Source organism: Cupriavidus sp. HPC(L) (assembly GCF_000307735.3).
Lineage (GTDB): Bacteria > Pseudomonadota > Gammaproteobacteria > Burkholderiales > Burkholderiaceae > Cupriavidus.
Genome location: NZ_AMPR02000390.1, coordinates 1 through 25439 on the forward strand (window position 1 = coordinate 1; position 25439 = coordinate 25439).

Consider the following 25439-nt stretch of genomic DNA (forward strand, 5'->3'; position numbering starts at 1 on the left):
AGATCCAGCGTTGGGCCGGCCAGGGCGGCCAGGCGCTGTTCGACTCGATCCTGGTGTTCGAGAACTACCCGGTCGATGCGGCGCTGCGCCAGCGCGAGCAGAACGGCCTGAAGCTCGGCGAAGTCAGCCATGCCGCAACCACCAACTATCCGCTGACGCTGGTGGTCTCAGCTGGCGCGACGCTGGATATCGGTTGCAGCTATCAATGCGATCTCTTCTCGCAAGCGACCGTCCAGCAATTGCAGCGGCACTATCTGGTTGTGCTGGAGCAGATTGTCTCGGCGCCGCACGCTCGCGTCGGCGAACTGCGGTTTGCCAGCGGAGACGACGGAATGCTGGTGGGCGAGTCGCCGGGCACTGGAGCAGCCGATGTGCAGACCGCCGCAGCCGATGTACTGACCGCCTGGCGGCGCAGTGTCGTGGCGGATCCTTCTGCCATTGCGCTGCGATACGAGGAACAGACGCTGACTCGCGGCGAGACAGATCGGTTGGCCAACGGTATTGCCGCGGCGCTGATCGAACGCGGCGTTGGGCGTGAGACGCGGGTTGGGCTCTGTGTCGAACGCTCGCCGGCATTCGTTACCGGCCTGCTCGGCATCCTGAAGGCCGGGGCTGTCTGTGTACCGCTCGATCCGACACAGCCGGCCGAACGCTTGCGCCAGCTGCTGGACGATGCTGGCGCAAGCGTTGTCGTCGGTTTCGTGCCGGGCTTCGATTGCCTCGATCCGGCTTCGGTGGCACCAGTGGACGCGGCCCCTTCCGTCTCGTTGCTCCCGGATCAGGCCGCTTACCTGATCTACACCTCCGGCTCGACCGGCACCCCGAAGGGCGTGGTCGTCAGCCACGATGCGCTCGCGCATTACGTCTCGGGCGTGCTGCACCGGCTCGAGCTGCCGGCCGATGCCTCAATGGCAATGGTCTCGACCACAGCCGCAGACCTCGGCCATACCGTGCTGTTCGGCGCCCTCTGCAGCGGCCGCACCTTGCATCTGATGTCGCGCGAGCGTGGCTTCGATCCCGATCGGTTTGCGGAGTACATGGCGCAGCACCGCGTTGGCGTGCTGAAGATCGTACCGAGCCATCTGCGCGGTCTGTTGCAGGCCCGCCGACCCGCCGATGTCTTGCCCGAGCAGGCGCTCATCCTCGGCGGTGAGGCCACCTCTGCCGAACTGGCTCGAACGATCCGCGACCTGAAGCCGCACTGCCGGCTGTTCAACCACTATGGCCCGACGGAAACCACCGTCGGCGTGCTGACACATGAAGCGGTGACTTTGCCCGAGCGGCAGCTGCCGACCGGCATGCCGCTGCCCGCCTCCCGCGTCTATGTACTCGACGCCGACCTGAATCCGGTACCAAGCGGCATTGTCGGTGAGCTCTATATCGCGGGGCCGCAGCTGGCCCGCGGCTACCTCGATCGCCCCGGGCTGACCGCCGAGCGTTTCGTGCCTGATCCCTTCGCCACCGGCGCACGGATGTACCGCACCGGCGACCGCGTCAAGCAGGATGCGGACGGCCGGATTGAATACCTCGGCCGCCAGGACGAACAGGTCAAGATCCGCGGCTACCGTGTCGAACTCGGCGAAGTTGCCCATCTGCTGCGGTCTCAGCCGGGGATCAAGGACGCCGCGGTGATCGTCCACGAGGAGAGGCTGGTCGCCTACTGCGTGCTGGACGTCGTCGACACCGCGACGATCAAGGACCGGCTCAAGGCACAGCTGCCCGACCATATGGTGCCGGCTCAGATCATTGTGCTGGACCGGCTGCCGATCACGCCAAACGGCAAGTTGGACCACCGCGCCCTGCCCGCACCGGTCTGGCAGACGCAAGGCTACGTCGCCCCACGCAACGACATCGAGACGCTGCTCGCGCAGGTCTGGGAAGACGTCCTTGGCGTCGAGCGTGTGGGCATCCACGACAACTTCTTCGAGCTCGGTGGACATTCGCTGCTGGTCACGCGTCTCGCCGCTTTGCTCAACGCCAGCCTGCCTGTGCCAGTTCCGCTACGCGTTTACTTCGAGTCGTCGAGCCTCGCCGAGATGGCAGCCCGCATCGGGCAGACGAATGGCAATCAGAACGCCGGCGAGAAGGCCACCGAAGCGGAAGACTGGACCGACATGGACGCGTGGCTCGATACCCTGGAGACAGAAGCATGAGCGTGGACAAACTCCGCCTCGCACAACGGTTCGCCAGCCTGTCACCCGAGGGACAGCAGCGATTCATTGACGAACTGAACGCCCGGGGCATGGATTTCGGGCGCCTGCCGATCGCGGCACGTGGGTGCAGTGAGGCCGCGCTGTCGTATGCGCAGCAGCGGCTATGGTTCCTGTGGCAACTCGAACGAAACAGCGGCCTGTACAACATTCCGCGTGCCGTGCGGCTGCGTGGCACTCTCGATCAGCCTGCCTTGCAGAAGACCTTCGATGCGCTGGTGGAGCGGCACGAGAGCCTGCGCACCACCTTCCATCAAGAGGGCGAACAGGCGGTGCAACGCATCCATCCGCCCGCCTCACTGCCGATCGCCATCAGCGATCTGCGCGACATCGGGTCCGCCGAGCGCGACGCTTCCGTGCAATCGATGGTCGATGCCGAAGCCCAGGCCCCATTCGACCTCGAACAGGGCCCGCTGCTGCGCGTGCGCCTGCTGCGCCTGGCCGACGACGACCACATCCTGCTGGTCACGATGCACCATATCGTCTCCGACGGCTGGTCGATGAACGTAGTGATCGACGAGTTCGCGCGGCTCTATGCCGGCTTCGTCAGCGGCCAGCCCGCGCAATTGGCTCCGCTGCCGATCCAGTACGCCGACTACGCGGCCTGGCAGAAGCAGTGGCTCGAGGCCGGAGAACTGGAGCGGCAACTGCGCTACTGGAAGTCGCATCTGGCAGACGATGGCACCGTCGTGCTGGAGCTGCCGACCGACCGGCCACGCCCGGCGGTGCCGAGCCATCGCGGCGGCGCGGTCTCGTTCTCGCTTGACGCCGACCTTTCCGCCAAGCTAAGGGCGTTGGCGCGTCGAACCGACACCACGCTCTTCACCGTGCTGCTGGCCGCCTTCCAGGTCCTGCTCTATCGCTACACAGGACAGCGCGACCTGCGCGTCGGCGTGCCGGTGGCCAACCGCAACCGCGTCGAGACCGAAGGCGTCGTCGGCTTCTTCGTCAACACGCAGGTCCTGCGCACCGAGATCGACGGCAGCATGGCGTTTGACGCCGTGCTTGCCCGTGCCCGAGAGTCTGTACTGCAAGCGCAGTCGCATCAGGAGCTGCCGTTCGAGCAACTGGTCGAGGCGCTGCAGCCCGAGCGCAACCTGTCGCACAACCCGTTGTTCCAGGTCATGCTGAACCACCAGCGGCGCGATCTGCGTGTGCTGGATCGCCTGCCCGGCCTCGTGCTGGAAAAGGTCGAGCGGACCGCCAACGCGGCCAAGGTCGATCTCGCACTCGATACGCAGGAGGACGAACAGGGCATCCTCAACGGCGTCTTCGGCTATGCCGCGGATCTGTTCGACCACGATACGGTCGATCGTTTGCAGCGGCACTATGTCGGCGTGCTGCATTCGGTGGCGGACGAACCAGCCATCTCGATCGCCGCGATCCCGCTGCTGCTTGCGGACGAGCAGCAGCAGTTGATCGGTTGGAATATTGCGGATCGCCGCTTTTCGGCCGCCGATCCGGTTCACGCCGCCATCGCGCGCCAAGCGGCCCAGCGTCCCGAGGCCATTGCGATTCGCTGCGGGCAGCGCGTCGTCAGCTACGGTGAACTCAATGCTGCCGCCACCCGTCTGGCCTACGCCTTGCATGGAACGGGCGTCCGCCCGGAGACCGTCGTCGGCGTGGTGCTTGACCGCAGTCCCGACCTGATCGTGCGGCTGCTCGCCACGCTGAAGGCCGGCGCCGCCTACCTGCCCTTGGACCCGGAGCTGCCGCCTGCGCGTATCGAACAGTTGCTGCGGGACGCTGGCGTCAAGCTCGTGCTGACCTCTCGCGCGCTGACCGGCCGCATCGACACTACCCTGCCGCTCATCGTCATGGATGACGTTGGCGAGCCGGAAGTGGTGCAGTTGCCCGCAGTCGATTCCCGCCAACTGGCCTACCTGATCTACACCTCCGGCTCCACCGGCACCCCCAAGGGCGTGGCCGTCGAACACGGCCCCCTGGCGATGCACTGCCACGCCACCGTCGAGCAGTACGGCATGGGGCCGGACGATCGGGAGCTGCACTTCCTGTCGTTCAACTTCGACGGCGCCCACGAACGCTGGCTGGTGCCGCTGATCGCCGGCGCCCAACTGGTGCTACGTGACGATACCCTGTGGAGCGCCGAGCAGACGCTCGAAGTGATAGCACGCGACGGCGTGACCAATGCCGGCTTCCCGCCTGCCTACTTGCAACGGCTCGCGGAGGCGGCCACCGAGCCGGTGCCGTTGCGTCTGCTGTCCTTCGGCGGCGAAGCGATGTCGCGCGAGGCCTTCGCCCGCATCAAGCAGAAGTTCCGGGCCGGTACGCTGATCAATGGTTATGGGCCGACCGAGGCCGTGGTCACCCCGTTGGCCTGGGTCGGACAGCACGACACCGACTGCTCCAGCGCCTACGTGCCGATCGGCAAGCCGGTGGGCGACCGCACCGCCCACGTGCTCGACGCCGACCTGAACCCGGTGCCGGTTGGCGTGGCCGGTGAGCTGTATATCGGCGGGCTTGGCCTGGCGCGGGGCTATGTCGGCCGGCCGGGGCTGACCGCCGAACGATTCGTGCCGGATCCGTTCGCCTCTGGCGCACGGATGTACCGCACCGGCGATCTGGTCCGGCGTTGCCGCGACGGCAGCATCGAATACGTCGGCCGCATTGACCATCAGGTCAAGATCCGCGGCTATCGTATCGAACTGGGCGAGATCGAGGCGCGGCTGCGTGCGCATGCAAGCGTGCGGGAAGCGGTGGTCGTCGCCCACGATGGACCAAGCGGCAAGCAGTTGATTGGCTACGTCGTGCCGGCGCCCGGCGAGGCGGAAGTTGCAGCGGCGCTGAAGGCGTATCTGGAGAACGTCCTGCCGCCCTATATGGTGCCGGCGCAGATCCTTCCTCTGACCCGGCTTCCGGTCACCTCGAACGGCAAGCTCGATCACCGCGCGCTCCCCGAGCCGGTGTGGGAAGTCCAGGGCTACGTCGCCGCGAGCAACGAGGTCGAGGCCCGGCTGGCCCAGGTCTGGCAGGAGGCGTTAGGCGTCGAGCGTGTCGGCGTCACCGACAACTTCTTCGAGCTCGGCGGAGACTCGATCCTGTCGATCCAGGCGGTCAGCAAGGCGCGCCACGTGGGCCTGCGCTTCACGCCCAAGGACTTGTTCCTGCATCAGACCGTGCAGGCACTGGCCCGCGCCGCGACGCGTGAAGATGCCGAACGGCCCGCCGAAGACAAACCCACCGGTGAAGTACCGCTGCTGCCGATTCAGCGATGGTTCTTCGACACGCAGATACCCAATCGCCATCATTGGAACCAGTCGGTATTGCTCAGACCCGCTGCGCCGATCGAGCAGGCAGCGCTGCGCAAGGCGCTCCGGGCCCTCGTCTCGCATCACGATGCATTGCGCCTGCGCTATCGGCAGTCCGATGGGCAATGGCAACAGCATTACGCCGAAGTCGACGATCACGAACTGTTGTGGCACGAAGAGGTGGCAAACACCGACGCCATCGCGGACCGTTGCGGCGAGGCCCAACGAAGCCTGAACCTTGAACAAGGACCGCTTCTGCGGGCACTGCATGTTCGACTGCCCGATGGCAGCGAGCGGCTGCTGCTGGCGGTCCACCATCTGGTCGTCGATGGCGTGTCATGGCGGATCCTGATGGAGGACCTGCAACAAGCGTATCGCCTCGCACGGCAAGGACAATCGATCGCGCTTCCGCCGAAGACGGCGTCGTACAAGACGTGGGCCGAGACCCTGGCGGAACAGGCCCACGGCGACGCGATGCGGCGGCAGGCGGACTACTGGTTGTCGCAACCGGACGTGCCCGCGTTGACAACCGATCACGACACGCCGGCGCTGGCTGTCGATGGGCGGCAGCACACGATCCGCCTGGACGCGGCGCGCACCACGCAACTGCTGCAACAGGCCCACCGCGCCTATCGCACCCGCATCAACGACCTGCTGCTGACCGCGGTCGCGCGTGCAGTCGGCACATGGACGCAACGGCCGCGCGTCGCGGTCCAGCTGGAAGGGCATGGACGGGAAACGTTCGACGAATCGTTCCACCAATCGGTCGACATCAGCCGCACGGTGGGCTGGTTCACCACGGTGTTCCCCGTGGTGCTACCCGTCGCCCCTGGCATCGGCGACACCATCAAGCAGGTCAAGGAAACCTTGCGTGCGATCCCCGGCAACGGCATCGGCTATGGGCTCCTTCGCCATCTTGGCCCCGCGGAAGTCCGCTCCGAGCTGGCGCGTCGCGCAGAGCCGCGCATCACCTTCAACTACCTGGGCCAGTTCGACCAGGCCGCCGGAGAGGGTGCCGACTTTGCGCTGGCCGACGAACCGAGCGGCGCGAGCCGTGATGCGCACGCCCCGCTCGGCAACGCGCTGACCATCAATGGCCAGGTATTCGGCGCCGAGCTGGTGCTGAAACTGGGCTACAGCTGCAAGCAGTTCGACCCCGCCACGATCGAGCGGCTGGGCGATGCGCTCCGCCGCGAACTGGAAGCCGTGATCGAGCACTGCCTCTGTCTCGACAACCACGGCATGACGCCATCCGACCTGGTCAACGTCCAGATCGACCAGGCAGCGCTCGACGCGCTGCTCGATAACTTGCTCTAAGCCGCCTTCCGACTTTTGAATCCAACCATGACGATTGCCACCGAACGACGCAAACAGGACATCGAGAGCATTGCGGCATTGACCGCCTTGCAGCAGGGCGTCCTGTTCCACGCACTGGAACGCGGCGACGGCGACCCCTATCACTATCAGCGCGTGTTCGACATTCGCGGCGAACTGGCAATCGACGACTTCATCCGCGCCTGGCAATGGACGGCCGACCGGCATCAGGCGCTGCGCAGCGACTTTATCTGGGGCCAGAGCGATGTGCCGCTGCAGATCGCGTACAAACGGCGGCCCGTTCAACTCGAGCAGGTCGATTGGCGCAACTTGCCGGCGGACGAGCAGCGCCGGCAGCTCGAAGCCCGACTGAAGGCACAGCGGCTGGAGGGCTTCCCTTTTCGCAGGGCCGCCGATCTTCGGCTCAGTCTGTTCCACGTGGAGGCCCGGCGCTGGTGGCTGGCGTGGTCCTTCCACCATGTCGCGATGGATGGCTGGAGCGTCGGCATGGTGCTCAGCGACGTGTTGCAGTCCTATCTGACGTTGCGCCGCGGCCAGCCGCTGCACGCCACGGCGCCGCGTCCGTTCAGCGCCTATCTGCAATGGCTGGGCCAGCGCGACAAGGCGGCGTCCGCGAGCTATTGGCAGCAGGCACTGGCCGACGTCGAGATGCCGACGCCGCTGCCGGCGAGCGTGCCTGAGACCGGCCGCTCCGGCTATGCGGAACAGAAGCTGTCGCTATCGCCGGCTCTCAGCGACACCGCGCGCACGCTGGCGCGACGGGCGGGCATCACCGTCAATACGCTGGTGCAAGCCTTGTGGGCCTGGGTGCTGGCCCGGCACAGCGGCAGCGACGACGTGGTGTTCGGGACCACGGTGTCCGGGCGATCCGGGGACTTTCCAGGCATCGAGACGATGGTCGGCCTGTTCATCAACACGATTCCGCTGCGCGTCCGTCTACCCAGCGATCTGCCGGTGGGGCAATGGTGGCGCACCATTCAGCAGCAGGCGATAGAGAATCAGCAGCACGAGCATATGCCGCTGCCGGACATCCAGCGGCTGGCGCGCCCGGGCGAAGGCGGCGCGTTGTTCGACAGCATCCTGGTGTTCGAGAACTATCCCGTCGACGCGGCGCTGAAGCAAAGGCAGGGCGATATCGACATCCGCCTGCTGGGCGCTGGCGCCAAGGGAGATGGCGGCGACTTTGTCATCAGCGGCCGCAACAACTATCCGCTGAGCCTGATCGCCGCGATGGACGAGTCCCTGCACCTGACGCTCGCTTATCAGCGCGACCGCTTCGCCGACTGCGACATCACCGCAATGCTGGACCGGATGGAACAGGCGCTCCGGCGGATGCTGTCCGATCCCGACCAATGCCTTGGGCAGATTGGACTCCCCGGCGACGGGGGCGTGCTGGTCGCTGAATCGGTCGAGGGAACGCCGCCGGATGTGCTGGCTTGCTGGCGGCGGAGCGTTGAAGGGAATCCTTCGGCCATAGCGTTGCGATATGAGGATCAGGTGCTGTCGCGCGGGGAGACCGATCGATTGGCCAATGGCATTGCGGGAGCGCTGGTCGAACGCGGCGTTGGGCGCGAGATGCGGGTTGGGCTCTGTGTCGAGCGTTCACCGGCGTTCGTGACAGGACTGCTTGGCATCCTGAAGACCGGAGCGGTCTGTGTGCCGCTCGATCCAGCACAGCCTGCCGAGCGCTTGCGGCAGCTGCTCCACGATGCCGGGGCACCGATTGTCGTTGGCTCCGTGCCCGGGCTCGATTGCATCGATCCGGCTTCGGTGGCACCAGCTGACGACGCCCCTGCCATCTCTCTGCTTCCGGGCCAGGCCGCTTACCTGATCTACACCTCCGGCTCGACCGGTACCCCCAAGGGCGTGGTTGTCAGCCACGATGCGCTAGCCCACTATGTCTCCGGCGTGCTGCACCGCCTGCAACTGCCGGCCGATGCCTCGATGGCGATGGTCTCGACCACGGCCGCCGACTTGGGCCATACCGTGCTGTTCGGCGCCCTCTGCAACGGCCGCACCTTGCATTTGATCTCGCGCGAGCGCGGCTTCGATCCCGATCGGTTTGCCGAGTACATGGCGCAGCACCGTGTCGGCGTGCTCAAGATCGTGCCGAGTCATCTGCGCGGGTTGCTGCAGGCTCGGCAGCCTGCCGATGTTCTGCCCGAGCAGGCACTGATTCTTGGTGGCGAAGCGACGTCCGCCAAATTGGCCCACACGGTCCGCGACCTGAAACCTCACTGCCGGCTGTTCAACCACTATGGCCCGACGGAAACCACCGTCGGCGTGCTGACACATGAAGCGGTGACTTTGCCCGAACGGCAGCTGCCCACCGGCATGCCGCTGCCCGGCTCCCGCGTCTATGTGCTCGACGCCGACCTGAACCCGGTACCAAGCGGCATTGTCGGTGAGCTCTATATCGCGGGGCCGCAGCTGGCCCGCGGCTACCTTGGACGGCCCGGGCTCACCGCCGAACGCTTCGTGCCCGATCCCTTCACCTCCGGCGCACGGATGTACCGCACCGGCGATCGCGTCAAGCAGGATGCGGACGGCCGGATTGAATACCTGGGCCGTCAGGACGAACAGGTCAAGATCCGCGGCTACCGCGTCGAACTCGGCGAAGTCGCCCATCTGCTGCGGTCACAGCCGGAAGTCAAGGATGCCGCGGTGATCGTCCATGAGGACAAGCTGGTGGCCTACTGCGTGCTGGACGCCGTCGACACCGCGACGATCAAGGACCGGCTCAAGGCACAGCTGCCCGACCATATGGTGCCGGCTCAGATCATTGTGCTGGACCGGCTGCCGATCACGCCAAACGGCAAGTTGGACCACCGCGCCCTGCCCGCACCGGTCTGGCAGACGCAAGGCTACGTCGCCCCACGCAACGACATCGAGACGCTGCTCGCGCAGGTCTGGCAAGACGTCCTCGGTGTCGAACGCGTCGGTGCCACTGACAATTTCTTCGAGCTTGGGGGCGATTCGATCCTGTCGTTGAAGGTGATCGCCCGGCTGAAGAAGGCCGGCCACAAGCTGTTGCCCAAGCAGGTCTTTTCCAATCCGGTACTGAGCGACCTTGCGCAGGCGATAGCGGCAAACCAGGATGGCGCATTGCCGTCCACGGCGACGATCAATCCCGGCCCGGCACGGGCCAATCGAAACGGTCCAATCCCGTTGTCGTGGGCCCAGCAACGGCTATGGTTCCTGTGGCAATGGAACCGCAACAGCGCCGCGTACAACATTCCCCGGGCGGTGCGGTTGCGCGGCAATCTTGACCAGGCAGCGATGCAGCGGACCTTCGATGCGCTGGTGGAGCGGCACGAGAGCCTGCGCACTACCTTCCATCAGGAGGGCGAGCAGGCGGTGCAGCGCATCCATCCGCCCGCCTCACTGCCGATCGCCATCAGCGATCTGCGCGACGTCGATCCGGCGCGCCGTGACACCACGATCCAGTCGCAGGTCGACGCCGAGGCCCAGGCCCCATTCGACCTCGAACAGGGACCGCTGCTGCGCGTGCGCCTGCTGCGCCTGGCCGACGACGACCATATCCTGCTGGTCACGATGCACCATATCGTCTCCGACGGCTGGTCGATGAACGTAGTGGTCGACGAGTTCGCCCGGCTCTATGCGGGCTTCGTCAGCGGTCAGTCGGCGCAATTGGCTCCGCTGCCGATCCAGTACGCGGACTACGCGGCCTGGCAGAAGCAGTGGCTCGAGGCCGGCGAACTGGAGCGGCAGCTGCGCTACTGGAAGTCGCATCTGGCAGACGATGGCACGGTCGTGCTGGAACTGCCGACGGACCGGCCACGCCCGGCGGTGCCGAGCCATCGCGGCGGCGCGGTTCCGTTCTCGCTCGATGCGGACCTCACAGCCAAGCTCAGGGCCTTGGCGCGTCGTGCCGACACCGCCCTCTTTACCGTGCTGCTGGCCGCCTTCCAGGTCCTGCTCTACCGCTACACAGGACAGCGCGACCTGCGCGTCGGCGTGCCGGTGGCCAACCGCAACCGCGTCGAAACGGAGGGCGTGGTCGGCTTCTTCGTCAACACGCAGGTCCTGCGTATCGAAATCGACGGCAGCATGGCGTTCGAATGCGTGCTGGCCCGTGCCCGGGAGTCGGTGCTGCAGGCTCAGGCCCATCAGGAGCTGCCGTTCGAGCAACTGGTCGAGGCGCTGCAACCGGAGCGGGACCCGTCGCGTAACCCGCTGTTCCAGGTCATGCTGAACCATCAGCGGCGCGACCGTAGCATTGCGCAACGTCTGCCGGGACTGCAATTGGAACCGGTGGAGCGATCCGTCCGATTGACCAAGGTGGACTTGTCCCTGGACACCCAGGAGGACCAGACCGGCGCGGTGTTTGGGGCCATGGGATATGCCTGCGATCTATTCGACCACCATACCGTCGAACGGATGCTGCGGCACTACCTCGGTATTCTGGATCAGATGGCGACAGTGTCTGACCTTCGTGTCAGTGAGTTGATGCTGAGCAGCGGGGACGACGGAAGGCTCGTCGGAGACGCCATGAGCTCCGCGCCGGCGGACGTGCTTTCGGCATGGCGATGCAACGTGGAGCGGGACCCCTTATCCATTGCATTGCAGTATGAGGATCGCACGCTGACGCGCGGTGAGACCGATCGGTTGGCCAACGGTATTGCCGCGGCGTTGATCGCGCGCGGCGTTGGGCGCGAGGCGCGGGTTGGACTCTGCGTCGAACGTTCCCCCGCGTTCGTGACAGGACTGCTCGGCATCCTGAAGGCCGGAGCCGTCTGTGTGCCGCTCGATCCGGCACAGCCTGCCGAACGCTTGAGGCAGTTGCTCCACGATGCCGGGGCACCGGTTGTCGTCGGCTCCGTGCCCGGCGTCGATTGCATCGATCCGGCTTCGGTAGCACCTGCTGACGACGCCCCTGCCATCTCTCTGCTTCCAGGTCAGGCTGCCTACTTGATCTATACCTCCGGCTCGACCGGCACCCCGAAGGGGGTGGTCGTCAGCCACGACGCGCTAGCCCACTACGTCTCCGGCGTACTGCACCGGCTGCAACTGCCGGCCGACGCCTCGATGGCGATGGTCTCGACCACCGCCGCCGACCTCGGCCATACCGTGCTGTTCGGCGCCCTTTGCAGTGGCCGGACCCTGCACCTAATCTCGCGCGAACGCGGCTTCGATCCCGATCGGTTTGCCGAGTACATGGCGCAGAACCGTGTCGGCGTGCTCAAGATCGTGCCGAGTCATCTGCGCGGGTTGTTGCAGGCTCGGCAGCCTGCCGATGTTCTGCCTGAGCAGGCACTGATTCTTGGTGGCGAAGCGACGTCCGCCGATTTGGCCCGCACGGTCCGCGACCTGAAACCTCACTGCCGGCTGTTCAACCACTACGGTCCGACGGAGACGACCGTTGGCGTGCTGACGCATGAAGCAGTAAGCCTGCCGGAGCGGCAGTTGCCGACCGGCATCCCGCTGCCTGCCTCCCGCGTCTATGTGCTCGACGCCGACCTGAACCCGGTACCAAGCGGCATTGTCGGTGAGCTCTATATCGCCGGACCGCAGCTGGCCCGCGGCTACCTTGGACGGCCCGGGCTCACTGCCGAACGCTTCTTGCCCGATCCCTTCACCACCGGCGCACGGATGTACCGCACCGGCGATCGCGTCAAGCAGGATGCGGAGGGCCGAATCGAATACCTCGGCCGCCAGGACGAACAGGTCAAGATCCGCGGCTACCGCGTCGAACTTGGCGAGATTGCGCATCTGCTGCGGTCCCAGCCAGGCGTCAAGGATGCCGCGGTGATCGTCCATGAGGACAGGCTGGTGGCCTACTGCGTGTTGGACGGCACGGATGCCGCCGTGCTAAGGACCCAACTGAAGGCCCAGCTGCCCGACCATATGGTCCCGGCTCAAATCACCGCGCTCGAGCGGATCCCGGTCACGCCCAACGGCAAGCTCGACCGCGGCGCCCTGCCCGCCCCGGTATGGGAGACGCAAGCCTATATCGCCCCGCGCAACGAGACCGAGGCGCTGCTTGCGCAAATCTGGCAGGACGTACTCGGTGCCGAGCAGGTCGGCATCCACGACAACTTCTTCGAGCTTGGGGGACATTCGCTGCTCTGCCTGCAAGTCCTGAGCCGGCTGCGCGCCGCGACCGGCGCGGGTCTGGCGATCGAGTTGCGCCATCTGATGGAACACCAGACGATCGCGTCGCTATGCCAGGTGCTCGGCCGCGCCGACGCTGCGCAGCATCGGCCCGCGCCCTTGAATCGGCCTTCCGGCGATGCAACGCCGCTATTCTGCCTGCACGCGTCGTTTGGCAATGTGTTCGACTACACGCCGCTGGCCCGATCGCTGGAGGGCGCCTGCACGGTCCATGGGCTGGCCTGTCCGCCGCTGGACACGTTCGACTCCCTCGAACATCTTGCGCATCTGCACGTGATGGCGATTCGCGCCGTGCAACCCACGGGTCCCTATCGGCTGCTGGGATGGTCGCTCGGCGGCGCACTGGCCGCCCGAATGGCGGCGATCCTCGAAGACGCCGGCGAAACGGTGGCGTTCCTTGGGCTGGTGGACACCCTGGTGCCGCGCCAGGGGACGGCTGCTGTCCGCCAGCGTGGTTCCATCGAGGAGCTCCACCAGTATCTGCTGCAGCTGTTTCCGCAGTTGGCGGACAGCGGCTTTGCAGAGGAATTGGCCAAGGCGCGGGCGGAGCCGCAAGGCGCCGCGCTGGTCGAGCATCTGGTCCGGCGGGCCTTCACGCTGGCCGGCGGCACCGGGCACGCGGACCCGGACGAGCTGTCACGGATGTTCGCCACCGCCGAGCGGCTGCGCGAGCTCAGTCACGACATGTCGCTGCAGCCGCTGCGCGTGGCACCGACCTGCTGGTGGGCGGGCGACCGGGCCGAGGAGGATATCGAACGGCTGGCCACCATGCTGGAACGGCAGCCAGCCTATGCCCAGCGGGTCGCGGCGACCCACCTGGGAATCGTGCGGGCGCCGGCCTTTATTGACGGGCTGCGCGATCGGCTGGAGGCCGTGCCGGCGAACGGTTGACGCCGCGCTCGGTGGACGAGGGGGCCGGGATCAGCGCGTACCAGAGCCCGGCCGCCGTCATCGCACCCAGCGCCAGCCACGAGACCCAGTCCCAAACCCCGTCCGCGAACAGCGCGGCGGCCAGGCCGACGCAGCCGGCGATGGCCAGCACGATCGGCATGCCGTAGATCCACAGAAACGTCCCGGGCGTTTTCATCGGCTGGCTCCGCTTTGGGTCACGGCGGCGACCGCGGGCGCGGCGCGCTCCGCGGTACGCTGCTCGTCTTCGAGCTTGCGCAGGCGCGCATTGGTCGTGCGCGTGCGGCCGATCCACAGATAGATACCGCTGCCGAGCAACACGATCGTGATGAGGTCCAGCACGGCCCACAGGATCTTCAGCGGCATCGCGCCGTAGTCGCCGAAATGCAGCGGGCCGGAAATCCGCAGCGCGGCGACGTACCAGGGCATCTCGCGCTTTGCCGCGAAGGCACCGGTCTGCGCGTCGACCAGCACCGGCTTGATCAGGCGCGAGGTGATATGCGCGTCGCCGCGCATGAAGACCGCGTAGTGATGGTTGCCGGCGAGCGGCGTGCCGGGGAAGGCGACGAAAGCCGTGGTCATGTCCGGCTCCTCGGCCTTGGCCAACGCGATCGCCGCATCGAGCGAGGCCAGCTTCTCGGGCGGCGCGGCAGCAGCGGGCGACGCGCCGTCCTTGGCCGCAAAGGGCGCGACCATGGCCTTCAACTCGGTGGCCTGCCAGAAGCTGTATGTCGGCTTGGCCAGCGTCAGCAGCACGCCGGTCAGCCCGACCACGAAGGCCCACGACAGTGTGGCCATGCCCAGCACGTTATGCAGGTCCAGCCATTTGAGCCGTGTCGAGCGTTCACGGCGCACGGTGCCGAACGGCAGCTTCTTCATCAGGGGGCCATAGACGACGATGCCCGAGACGATCGAGATGACGAACAGCAGTCCCATGAAGCCAAGGAACAGCGTGCCGGCCAGACCCGCGAACAGGTCCGTATGCAGCTTGACCATGACGAGCATGAAGCCGGACCGCAGCGGCGTATCGCGCAGCAGGTCGCCGGTACGCGCGTCGTAGGTCAGCAGCGCTCCGCCCTGGCGCGGCGCCTCGCGCGAGGACAGCGAGACGAACCAGACCGGCTCCTCGTCGTCCGCGGTGACGAAGCGGACGGCCGTGCCGGGGCGCCGTTCCAGCGCGTCGGCGACGATGCGGTCGACCGGCACCCGGCCCGCGTCGGCCGGCAGCTCCGGCGCCTCGACACCATTGCCCAGCCAGTGGTCGATCTCATGCCCGAAGATCAGCGGCAGGCCGGTCAGGCACAGCAGCAGCAGGAAGACGGTGCAGATCAGGCTGGTCCATTTGTGGATCAGGTACCAGATGCGGAACGTTCGGATATGCATGGTGGCTGGCGCGGGCGGCGGCCTTTTCCTATTGCGAATGATTCGCATTCTATATGGGTCTGATGCGGGGAGATAGTCCGGTCACCCGGTCGTCCCGCGCATGCGGGGACCCAGCGACTTCAGCGCGCCAGCAAAGACGCTGGGCCCCGCCTTCGCGGGGCGACAATCTCGCGCCTGCGTAAATTTCCCGCCTCCCCCACCGTCTCTCCAACACCGGCCGAACGCCTTTTCCGGCCACCACCATGGAGAACATCATGACGATCGAACAGACGGGCAGCGAGACGGGCAGCGCGGCCGCCCCGTTCCAGGGATTTCGCTCCTTCGAGGCGCGCGGCGACGCGCTGGAATCGTCGTGGCAAGCCGGGCGGCTCGAGGTGCGGGACGCCCGCCGCAACGAACCGCTCGCGGCCTTTGCCGTTGCCCACGGCCCTCGCCCGGTGCTGCGACTCGCGGAGTCGTTTGCCGAGACGGAAGCGTCCGCCGATGCCGCGATCGCCGCGCTCGAAGCGATCACGACGCAGTGGAGCGCCACCGTCGTCGACGTCGATATCGAACACCAGCCGACGCGGGCGTTGCTGCATCGGCGCGGTGTGGTCCGTCCGCACGGCGATGGCGACCGTTGCGAGGCGGCGATGCTGTGGCAATACGCCCCGCTGTGGCTGGGCGGCGGCCTCGAGACGCCCTATCCGCTGCGCTATGCGATGACCGGCGAGAAACGCCATCCGGTGCGTCCGCCGAAGCCGGCGGGCACGGTCTATGCCCGCTATATCCCGTGGCTGCGGCGCACGTTCACGCTGCACGCCGCCACCGTCGAGCACGACCTTGCCAGCCTGCACCGCTGGATGAACGATCCCGATGTCGCTCACTTCTGGCAGGAGGAAGGCGACGCGGAAAAGCACCGGCGCTATCTGCAAGGGCTGATCGACGATCCGCACATGCTGCCGCTGATCGCATCGATCGATGGCACGCCGTTCGGTTACTTCGAAGTCTATTGGGCCAAGGAGAACCGCATCGCGCCGTTCTACGACGCCAACGACTACGACCGCGGCTGGCATGTGCTGATCGGCGAGCCGGCATTTCGGGGCAAGCCCTTCCTGACCGCATGGTTCCCCGCCATCCAGCACTTCCAGTTCCTCGACGATCCGCGCACGCAGCGCATCGTCGGCGAACCTCGCTCCGACCATCACCGCCAGATCGCCAATCTTGACCGGGCCGGCTTCTCGAAGGTCAAGCTGTTCGACTTCCCGCACAAGCAGGCCATGCTGGTGATGCTGCTGCGCGAGCGCTTCTTTGGCGAGCATCTGTACCTGCCCGCGGACCGGGACGGGTTATACACGGCGTCCTGATGTGTCACTCCCGCGAACACGGTAGAAGATTGTCGCGCCCGCGGAGGCGGGGGCCAGCGTCTTGTGAGAGCGCTGAAGTCACTGGGTCCCCGCGTGCGCGGGGACGACGACATAGTCAGCGATATGCCTACGCCGTGCCGACCAGCGGCCGGGACTCGATCGTCTCCGGCGCCAGCGGCACCGCCTCACGGCCCGCTTGCGTCTCGTTCGCCAGCACCGCCTCGGCGATCTCGTGCGAGCGCACCGCCAGCACCGACAGCAGCGTATCGCTGAGGCCGTGGCTGTCCTCGCAGCATCCCTGCAGGAAGATCTGCGGCAGGCAGCGCGTCGAGGTCTGCAGCCGATAGTGCCGGTCGACGCGGAAGCCTTCGCCGATCAGCGAGGCCAGCGGCGCCAGCATGCGCTCATGGGCCTGGCGCCGATAACCGGTGGCCAGCACCACCAGATCGAACTGCTGGCGCTGCACGGCGCCATTCGCGCGGTCGCGCAGCACGCAGGCGATGCCGTCGGGTTGGGACGCGGCCGCCTCGATGTCCTTGCCGGGAAGCAACTGGTGCTGCGGATTGCCGACCACCTTTTGCTGATAGAGCAGCTGATAGATACGCTCGATCAGGTCGAGGTCGACCACCGAGTAATTGGTATTGCGGTATTCCTGCAGCATCTGCTGGCGGCGATCGCCCGGCTGCCGATAGATGAAGTCGGTGAAGCCCGGGCTGAAGATCTCGTTGACGAACGGGCTGTCGTCCGACGGCTTCAGCGCACCGCCGCGCATCACCATCGCGACCTCCGCGGCCGGGAAGCGCTTGACCAGGTCCATGAAGACCTCGGCCGCGCTCTGCCCACCGCCGACCACCGCAATCCGCCGCGGCGCGTTGTCGCCGCGATATTGGGCGATCCGGTCCAGATAGCCCGACGAATGCACCACGCGCGCATCGCGCCAGCCACGGAAGGCCGCGGGCACCTGCGGCTCGCCGCCCACGCCCATCACCAGATTGCGCGTCAGCCGTTCGTGAATGCGCCCGTCCGCTCCACGCGAACGGACACGCAGGCGTTGCACCACGCCGTCGGCCGGCTCCGGCACCACGTCGATCACTTCCTCGCCATAGTGGCAACGCTCGCCGAAGTGCGACGCGACCCAAGCCAGGTAATCGTTGAACTCGATCCGGCTTGGGAAGAAGGTCTTCAGGTTGATGAACGATTCGAGCCGGCCGCGGCTGTGCAGATAGTTGATGAAGGTATAAGGGCTGCGCGGATTGCGCAGGGTGGCCAGATCCTTCAGGAAGGAGATCTGCATATCGGTGTCGTCCAGCAGCATGCCGCCGTGCCAGACGAAATCGGGCTTGCGTTCGATAAAGGCATAGCGCGGTGGGCGCACGGCCCGGGCAGCGGCCGCGGCACCTGCGCGCTCTTCCATCGCAATGGCCAACGCCAGATTCGATGGCCCGAAGCCAATGCCGAGTAGATCGTATTCCAAAGCACTGCTTGTCATCTGATGCCCCTTGCGGTGGGAGTTCGGCGACCGACGCAGCGGCCGACCCCGCGTCTCGTGCGGGGATATCCGATGTGACGATCCGGGGCCGGCGATATTTAGATTTTCAGACTCGATCTGGCTATCCCGAACGCAAGCCGGCCAGCCCGACTAAATTCGCCCCGTCGCGGTCCGTCTTGTTGTCACAGGCGCTCGCATCTGCGTCGCCACCGCCACGCATCCAGTCAGACGAGGGACACACCATGAGCTTTGACAGCGACACGCTGCTCTTCCAGGTCGTCATCAATCCGGAAGAGCAGTATTCGATCTGGCCCGATTACCGTCCGATCCCGGCCGGCTGGCGAGCCGTCGGCTTCAGCGGCCAGCGGCAGCAATGCCTGGAGTACATCGAGACCCACTGGACCGATATGCGGCCGGCGAGCCTGCGCGCCGCGATGGAAGCGCAAGGCGAGTCCACGGCGCGATGACTACGCAGGGGCCGGTCACGCTGTGGTGCCTGCCCAATGCGGGCGCGGGCGCCGCGGCCTATGCCGGATGGCATCGCGCGGCGCCGGCCGGGCTGACGATCCGGCCGATCGAACTGCCCGGCCGTGGCACCAGGATCGGCCAGCCCCTGTGCGAGTCGTTCGATGCGCTGTGCGACCAGCTCGAACATGAATTGCGCCAGCAACGGCTGTTGGCACAGTCGGCACGCAGCCGCCACGCGTTGTTCGGCCACAGCATGGGCGGGCTGCTCGCCTACGAGCTGGCACACCGCTGGCAGGCCGGAGGCGAGCCCGCTTGCGCGCTGCTGGTCTCGGGTTGTCCGGCCCCGCGCCTGCGCGAGCCAGGCCGTTTCGCCGGACCGCTCGACGATGCCGCCCTGATGGATCATCTGCGCGAGCTCGATGGCACGCCGCCGGAGCTGCTCGAACACGAGGAAATGATGGCGCTGACATTGCCGGTGCTGCGCGCGGACTTTCGTGTCTGCGCGAGCTATCGGCATCGCGAGCGGCCGTTGCTGCGCTGTTCGCTGCATGCATTCGGCGGACGTGGTGATCGCAGCGTCGGCGGTGCGATCGCCGGCTGGGGGCATGAAACGGCGGGTGCCTTCACGCTGGACTGGTACGACGGCGGCCACTTCTTCCTGCGCGAGCACACCGGCTCGATGCTGGCGCGAATCGGCATGCAGCTCGGCGTATCGGCCCCGGCTGCCCCGGTGAGCAATCCCGCGGAGGCCAGCGCATGCTAGCGCCGACGCTCGTGCCCGTGCCGGTTCCTGTCCCCCTTCCCTCGCCGCTCGCGCGCTACGACATCCGTGTCTGGCGACTGGACATCGACATCCGGGCCGAGCCTGTGCCCAGCGACCTGGCAGTCCTGTCGCCGCCGGAAACGGCACGGCTGCGCGCCTATCGCCGCGTCGCCGATCGGGCCCGCTTTGCCGCGGTACGCGGCGCGCTGCGGCGCTTGCTCGGCGCGTTTCTCGACCTTGCGCCGTGGGAACTGCCGCTGCAGGCCGGCCCCCAGGGCAAACCGATATTGCCGCCGGCGATCCACGACGCGCCGAGATTCAACGTCTCGCACAGCGGCCGGATCGGATTGATCGCCATCGCAACCGATCCGGCGATCGCGGCGGTCGGTGTCGACGTCGAGCAGTGCCGCCCGGTGGAGCCGCTTGCGCTGGCCGCATCGGCGTTCTCGCCGGACGAGCAGACCATGCTGCGCGAATGCCATCCCGCGCTGCGGCTCGATCGCTTCTATGCACTGTGGACCGCGCGCGAAGCCTTGACCAAGGCGACGGGCACCGGCATCGCCGATGCGCGCTGGCAGCAGGTTGCGCTGCAAGGATCCGGGGATGGATGTTGGCGCCCCCGTGGGCCGAGCGAAAAGCTGCCGACGTCGCTCGGGTCGTGGCACCCGGCAGAGGCCAGCCTCGTTGTCTCGCTGCCGTGCCCAGTGAGCTGTGCTGACCTGCCATATCGCGCCGCCGTGGCGCTACTTGCTCGACCGCTCTCTGCTCCCCTCTCCCGCCACGCGGTAGAGGGGTTGGGAGAGAGGGAAGAGCCCTGGCATATCGACGACCTTAGCTCTGGCGAACGCCCTTCCCTCTCCCCCGCCCCTCTCCCGCGAGCGGGAGAGGGGAGAAACTCTGCCGAAGCCATCCCGATGAGGACCGCATGACCGATCTGTCTACGCCTACCGTCGAGTCGCTGACCGCCGCGTCTTCGCCGCGCGCGGCGGCGTTGCCCTTCACGATCGAGGCCGCCAGCGCGGGCGAACCGCTGATCGAAGCGCTGCCCCGTCTGCGCGCGGACATCGAAGCGCACCTGCGCACCACCGGCGGCGTGCTGTTCCGCTCGTTCGCCGTCGGCGGCGCCGAGGGATTTCGGGCCTTTGCCGCCGCCTTCGGCCATCCGCTGCTGAGCTACGAGTTCGGTTCCACGCCGCGCAGCAAGGTGACTGGCGGCGTCTATACCTCGACCGAATACCCGGCGCACCAATCGATTCCGTTGCACAACGAACAGGCCTATACGCGCGAATGGCCGATGAAGATCTGGTTCTATTGCGAACGCGCGGCACCGCAGGGCGGCGAAACGCCGATTGCCGACAGCCGCGCGATCTACCGCGCGGTCGATGCCGGCACACGGGAACGCTTTGCCACGCGCGGGCTTTGCTATGTACGCAACTTCGGCAACGGCATGGATGTGCCCTGGCAGCAGGTGTTCAACACCGAGGACCGGACCGAGGTCGAGGCCTACTGCGCGCGACATGGCATCGTCTGTGAATGGAAGGACGACGGCGAACTGCGCACGCGGCAGCGGGTACAGGGCATCGCCCATCATCCGCATACCGGCGATCCGGTGTGGTTCAATCAGGCCCATCTGTTCCATCTGTCGGCGCTGGCGCCCGAGATGCGTGACGTGCTGCTCGATACCGTCGGCGAAGAGGACCTGCCGCGCAACGTCTACTACGGCGACGGCACGCCGATTCCCGATGCCGAGCTGGACGCGGTCCGCGCGGTGCTGGACGCGCACAAGATCGTGTTCCCGTGGCGGGAGGGCGATGTGCTGATGCTGGACAATATGCTGACCGCGCACGCGCGGGAGCCGTTCAGCGGTCCGCGCAAGGTCGTGGTGGCGATGGCGGAGCCGCACGGCGCGCCGGCGTAGCGATGTCGGGGCGCACCGCCAAGTCTCGTCATTCCCGCGAACGCGGGAATCCAGCGTCGTTCTGTCGTTCAAAGCCACTGGGTCCCCGCTTTCGCGGGGACGACGAGCAGGTGACCTACTTCAGGTCGCCGAACTTGCGCCCCTGTGCCACCAGCTCCTCCAGCAGCCTGGCTGGCTTGAAGTCGGGACCGAAGCTCTCCTCGTAGCGCCGCAGCGTCTCCAGCACCTTGTCCAGCCCGATCGTGTCCGCGTAGAACATCGGACCGCCGCGGTAGACCGGCCAGCCATAGCCGTTGACCCAGATCACGTCGATGTCCGACGCGCGGATCGCCTTGCCCTCCTCCAGGATCTTCGCGCCCTCGTTGATCATCGGGTAAATGCAGCGCTCCAGGATCTCCTGCTCCGAGACCACACGGCTGGTCCGGCCCTGCTTCGCCGCGAAGTCGCGGATCACCTGCTCGACCACCGGCGACGGTTTGGCGTTGCGCTTCTCGTCGTAGTCGTAGTAACCGGCACCGGTCTTCTGGCCGCGCCGCTCCATTTCGCAGAGGATTTCGCGCAGCGTCGAGCTGCTCGATTTCTCCCGGACCCAGCCGAGGTCGAGGCCGGCCAGGTCGCTCATCGCGAACGGTCCCATCGGAAAGCCGAATTCGTACAGCGCGCGGTCGACGTCCCACGGCAGCGCGCCTTCCAGCACGAGTTTCTGCGCCTCGCGCTGGCGTTGCGCCAGCATCCGGTTGCCGACGAAGCCCGGGCAGACGCCGACCAGCGCGGCGATCTTGCCGATCTTGCGGGCCAGTTCCATCGACGTGCGGATCACCGGCTTGGCGGTCCTGGCGCCGCGCACCACCTCCAGCAGCTTCATCACATTGGCCGGCGAGAAGAAATGCAGGCCGATAACTGACTCCGGCCGCGACGTGGCGGCGGCGATCTCGTCGACGTCCAGCGCCGACGTATTGGTCGCCAGGATCGCGCCGGGCTTGGCGATGCGGTCGAGCCGGCCGAATACGTCCTTCTTGACGTCCATGTTTTCGAACACGGCCTCGATCACCAGATCGGCGTCGGCCAGCTTTTCCATCTCCAGCGTCGGCGTCAGCAGCGCCATGCGGTGCTCGATGTCGGTGGCGGTGATGCGGCCCTTCTTGGCCGTGTTCTCGTAGTTGGTCCGGATCGTGCGGACGCCGCGGTCCAGCGCCTGCTGCGATGTCTCGACGATGGTGACCGGATAGCCGGCGTTCAGGAAGTTCATCGCAATGCCGCCGCCCATCGTGCCGGCGCCGATGATGCCGACCTGCCTGACCGGCAGCAGCGGCGTATCGGCATCGATATCGGGCAGCTGCCAGACCTGCCGCGAGGCGAAGAAGTAGTAGCGCTGCGCCGCCGACTGCGTGCCGTTCAGCAGCTCGACGAACATCGCGCGTTCGCGCTTGAGCCCCTCGTCGAACGGCAGTTCGACCGCTGCCTCGATGCAGCGGATGTTGTATTCGGGCGCATCGAAGCCGCGAAAACGGCGGGCGTTGGCCCGGCGGAACTCGGCGAAGATCTCCGGCTTGCCGCGCGCCGCGGCGATCTTGTCGTCGAGGTCGCGCACCTTGCGCAGCGGCCGCCCTTCCCCCACCACCTGGCGGGCGAATGCGATGGCGTCGGCGCGCAGGCTGGCGTCATCGGTCAGCAGATCGACCAGGCCCATCTCGGCCGCGGCCGGGGCAGGTACATGGGTGCCCGAGGTGACCATCTCCAGCGCCTTCTCGACGCCGACGATGCGCGGCAGCCGCTGGGTGCCGCCAGCGCCCGGCAGCAGGCCGAGATTGACCTCGGGCAGGCCGCATTTGGCCGAACGCGCGGCGACACGATAGTGGCAGACCAGCGCGACTTCCAGCCCGCCGCCGAGCGCGGTGCCGTGAATGGCCGCGATCACCGGCTTGGGCGCATCCTCGATCGCGGCCTGCACCTCGGGCAGCGCCGGGCCGGTCGGCGGCTTGCCGAACTCGGTGATGTCGGCGCCGGCGATGAACGTCTTGCCGGCGCAGGTCAGCACGATGGCCTTGACCGCGTCGTCGGCGACGGCCTGCTTGACCCCCGCCAGGATGCCGGCACGGACATTGGCCGACAGCGCGTTGACAGGCGGCGAGTCGATCGTCAGCACGGCGATGCCGGCGTCCACGGTAAGGTCGGTGACCGGGTTGATGGTCGTCATCGATGTGTCTCCATTGGAATTGGATTGAAATCGGAATTGGATTCAGGACCGGCCTCGGGCCTCGGATCGGATTGGGCGCGGGATAAAAGCCGCGCGGCCCACGGCCAACTCAACCCGCCCGATCGCTGACATCGCGCGCGATCGCCAGAAAGCGGTCCAGCTCGTCGCGGATGCGCTTCTTGTTGTATTTGCCAACGCTGGTCTTCGGAATGTCGCGCGTGATCGCCACCAGCTTCGGCAGCATCCATTTGGTGATGCGGCCGGTGTCGACACCGTGGGTCTTCAGGAAGTCGATCACCGCATATTCGTCGGCCTCGAAGCCGGTGCGCACGCTGACCAGCGCCATCGGCCGCTCGCCCCAGACCGGATCGGGCACGCCGACCACGGTGGCCTCCTGCACGAAGTCGGCCATCGCGATCAGGTTCTCGAGCAGCACGGTCGGCACCATCTCGGCGCCGCTGCGGATCACGTCCTTGATGCGGTCGGCGATCGTGATATAGCCGTGCGCGTCGACCTTGGCCAGGTCGCCGGTATGCAGCCAGCCGCCCCGCCACAACTCGGCGCTTTTCTCCGGATCGCGGAAGTAGCGCTCGGTGGTCCACGGCGCGCGCACCACGATCTCGCCCACGGTCTGGTCGTCTTTGGGCACCGGCCGGCCATCGTCGTCGACCACCTCGACGTCGACGCCAAGGATCGGCAGGCCCGCCTTGACCAGCAGCGCATCGGTCTGCTCGCGGTCCAGGTCGACCAGGTCCTTCTTGATGAACGAGGTGACGATGGTCGGCGCGGTTTCCGTCATGCCGTAGCCGGAGCTCATCCGGAACGACGGGATCAGTGCCTCGAGCTTCTTCTTCAGGCCCAGCGGCAGCGCGCCGCCGCCGACGTTGACGCGCACCAGGCTGCTGAGGTCGTATTTGTGCAGGTCCGGGTATTCGAGCAGCATCGCCGCAATGGTGGCGACGATGCCGACCGAGGTCACCTTCTCGCGCTCGACCAGCTCACAGAACCCCTGCACGGTGAAGGTGCCATGCAGCACGATCTTCTGCGCGCTGTAGACCGCGATGAACGGCGCGCCCCAGGCATGGATATGGAACATCGGCGTGTTCAGCAGCGGCACCGCGGACTCGCCGAGCCGCACGCCCAGGCCGTCCTCGATATCGATCGACGGCGTGTTGGCGATCGCCATCTGCGCCATCACGTGCACCGTCATCAGATACAGCTGGCGGTGCGTGAAGGTCGCGCCCTTGGGTTGCCCGGTGGTGCCGGTGGTGTAGCACAGCGTTGCGTTGACGTCCTCGTGCAGCGCCGGCCAGTCGAACTGCTCCGGCTGCCTTGCCAACAGATCCTCGTAGTGAACCAGGTTTGCGATGCGCGTTTCGGGCAGGCCGGGCTTGTCCGACAGATAGACGAAACGCTGGACCACGTCCTTGATATGGTCGTAGATACCCTCGACCAGCGGCAGCAGCGTGTCGTCGAAGAACAGCACGCGGTCCTGCGCATGGCGGATCGTGTAGACGATATGTTCCGGCGACAGACGGACATTGACCGGGTGCAGCGTCGCGCCGACGCCCGGTACGCCGAAGTACAGTTCCAGGTGGCGATGGGTGTTCAGCGCCATGGTGGCGATGCGGTCGCCGGGTTCGCCCGGTGTGCCGGCCACCACGCCCAGCTCCGACGACAGCGCGTTGGCCAGCCGGCAGACGCGCCGATACCACTGGTCCCAGGTAAAGCGGAAATACTCGCCGCTGATGTGATTGCGGTAGACGACACCGATCTGGTCGGGATACATCCGCACGGGCCGCCGCATGATCGTGGTCAACAGCAGCGGATAGTGGGTGCTGAACTCGGGATAGGTTCTCGCTTCCATCTCGTCTCCTGGATCGTGGTTCTTGTCCTTTGTCCTTCCGTCTTTCTTGTCTTTCTCCCCTCCCCCGCGCGCGGGAGAGGGGTCGGGGAGAGGGCGAACGGCGTTCGCTATGGCTGATACCGGACGGCATAACGACTGCCCTTTCCCCCC

The 25439-nt window shown here is 66.6% G+C and carries 13 protein-coding genes; 8 read left to right on the forward strand and 5 right to left on the reverse strand.

What is annotated here, in order from left to right:
* The 3 genes from B551_RS18250 to B551_RS25215 form a co-directional block, all read left to right on the forward strand.
* Positions 1-2153, forward strand: a 2153-nt coding sequence (locus tag B551_RS18250; RefSeq protein ID WP_157072031.1) for a non-ribosomal peptide synthetase, incomplete at its 5' end; no start/stop codon positions are given.
* On the forward strand, positions 2150-6796 hold the full coding sequence (locus B551_RS25210) for a non-ribosomal peptide synthetase (protein ID WP_083492662.1): 4647 nt from the start codon (positions 2150-2152) through the stop codon (positions 6794-6796). The genes B551_RS18250 and B551_RS25210, both read left to right, overlap by 4 nt.
* Positions 6797-6823: 27 nt before the next feature.
* Positions 6824-13840: a non-ribosomal peptide synthetase gene (locus tag B551_RS25215; protein WP_052511419.1), complete on the forward strand. Its 7017-nt coding sequence runs from the start codon at positions 6824-6826 to the stop codon at positions 13838-13840.
* Here the strand turns inward: B551_RS25215 and B551_RS25740 are convergent.
* Positions 13791-14036 (reverse strand): hypothetical protein, encoded by a 246-nt coding sequence (locus B551_RS25740; protein WP_083492663.1) that lies wholly within the window; start codon positions 14034-14036, stop codon positions 13791-13793. The two genes, B551_RS25215 and B551_RS25740, sit on opposite strands and share 50 nt — an antisense overlap.
* Positions 14033-15241 carry a PepSY domain-containing protein gene (locus B551_RS18260; RefSeq protein WP_006577827.1) on the reverse strand — a complete coding sequence of 403 codons (1209 nt, stop codon included), beginning with the start codon at positions 15239-15241 and terminating at the stop codon, positions 14033-14035. The genes B551_RS25740 and B551_RS18260 overlap by 4 nt, the downstream gene beginning before the upstream one ends.
* A gap of 254 nt (positions 15242-15495) precedes the next feature.
* Here B551_RS18260 and B551_RS18265 point away from each other — a divergent pair, with 254 nt between their 5' ends.
* Complete coding sequence (locus B551_RS18265) at positions 15496-16587, forward strand: GNAT family N-acetyltransferase (RefSeq protein ID WP_006577826.1); 1092 nt, start codon at positions 15496-15498, stop codon at positions 16585-16587.
* Positions 16588-16714: 127 nt separating this feature from the next.
* Here the strand turns inward: B551_RS18265 and B551_RS18270 are convergent, their stop codons facing one another.
* The gene (locus tag B551_RS18270; protein ID WP_043441153.1) at positions 16715-18076 is read right to left on the reverse strand and encodes a lysine N(6)-hydroxylase/L-ornithine N(5)-oxygenase family protein; all 1362 of its coding nucleotides are present in this window, start codon (positions 18074-18076) and stop codon (positions 16715-16717) included.
* 242 nt (positions 18077-18318) lie between these two features.
* Between B551_RS18270 and B551_RS18275 the strand changes: the two genes are divergently transcribed.
* Genes B551_RS18275 through B551_RS18290 form a run of 4 tightly spaced genes read left to right on the forward strand, consistent with a single transcriptional unit; the run spans position 18319 to position 21225 of the window.
* On the forward strand, positions 18319-18543 hold the full coding sequence (locus B551_RS18275; protein ID WP_006577824.1) for an MbtH family protein: 225 nt from the start codon (positions 18319-18321) through the stop codon (positions 18541-18543).
* Positions 18540-19307, forward strand: a complete 768-nt coding sequence (locus tag B551_RS18280) for a thioesterase II family protein (RefSeq protein ID WP_006577823.1) — start codon at positions 18540-18542, stop codon at positions 19305-19307. The genes B551_RS18275 and B551_RS18280 overlap by 4 nt, the downstream gene beginning before the upstream one ends.
* Positions 19301-20236, forward strand: a complete 936-nt coding sequence (locus B551_RS25220; protein ID WP_006577822.1) for a 4'-phosphopantetheinyl transferase superfamily protein — start codon at positions 19301-19303, stop codon at positions 20234-20236. Before B551_RS18280 ends, B551_RS25220 begins: the two co-directional genes overlap by 7 nt.
* On the forward strand, positions 20233-21225 hold the full coding sequence (locus tag B551_RS18290; protein ID WP_006577821.1) for a TauD/TfdA family dioxygenase: 993 nt from the start codon (positions 20233-20235) through the stop codon (positions 21223-21225). Before B551_RS25220 ends, B551_RS18290 begins: the two co-directional genes overlap by 4 nt.
* Before the next feature lie 115 nt (positions 21226-21340).
* On the opposite strand, the gene B551_RS18295 is transcribed toward B551_RS18290, so the two are convergent.
* Together B551_RS18295 and B551_RS18300 are read right to left on the reverse strand one after the other, a co-directional pair.
* On the reverse strand, positions 21341-23422 hold the full coding sequence (locus B551_RS18295; RefSeq protein ID WP_006577820.1) for a 3-hydroxyacyl-CoA dehydrogenase NAD-binding domain-containing protein: 2082 nt from the start codon (positions 23420-23422) through the stop codon (positions 21341-21343).
* Positions 23423-23531: 109 nt separating this feature from the next.
* Positions 23532-25289 carry a long-chain-fatty-acid--CoA ligase gene (locus tag B551_RS18300; RefSeq protein WP_006577819.1) on the reverse strand — a complete coding sequence of 586 codons (1758 nt, stop codon included), beginning with the start codon at positions 25287-25289 and terminating at the stop codon, positions 23532-23534.
* Positions 25290-25439: the final 150 nt, after the last annotated feature.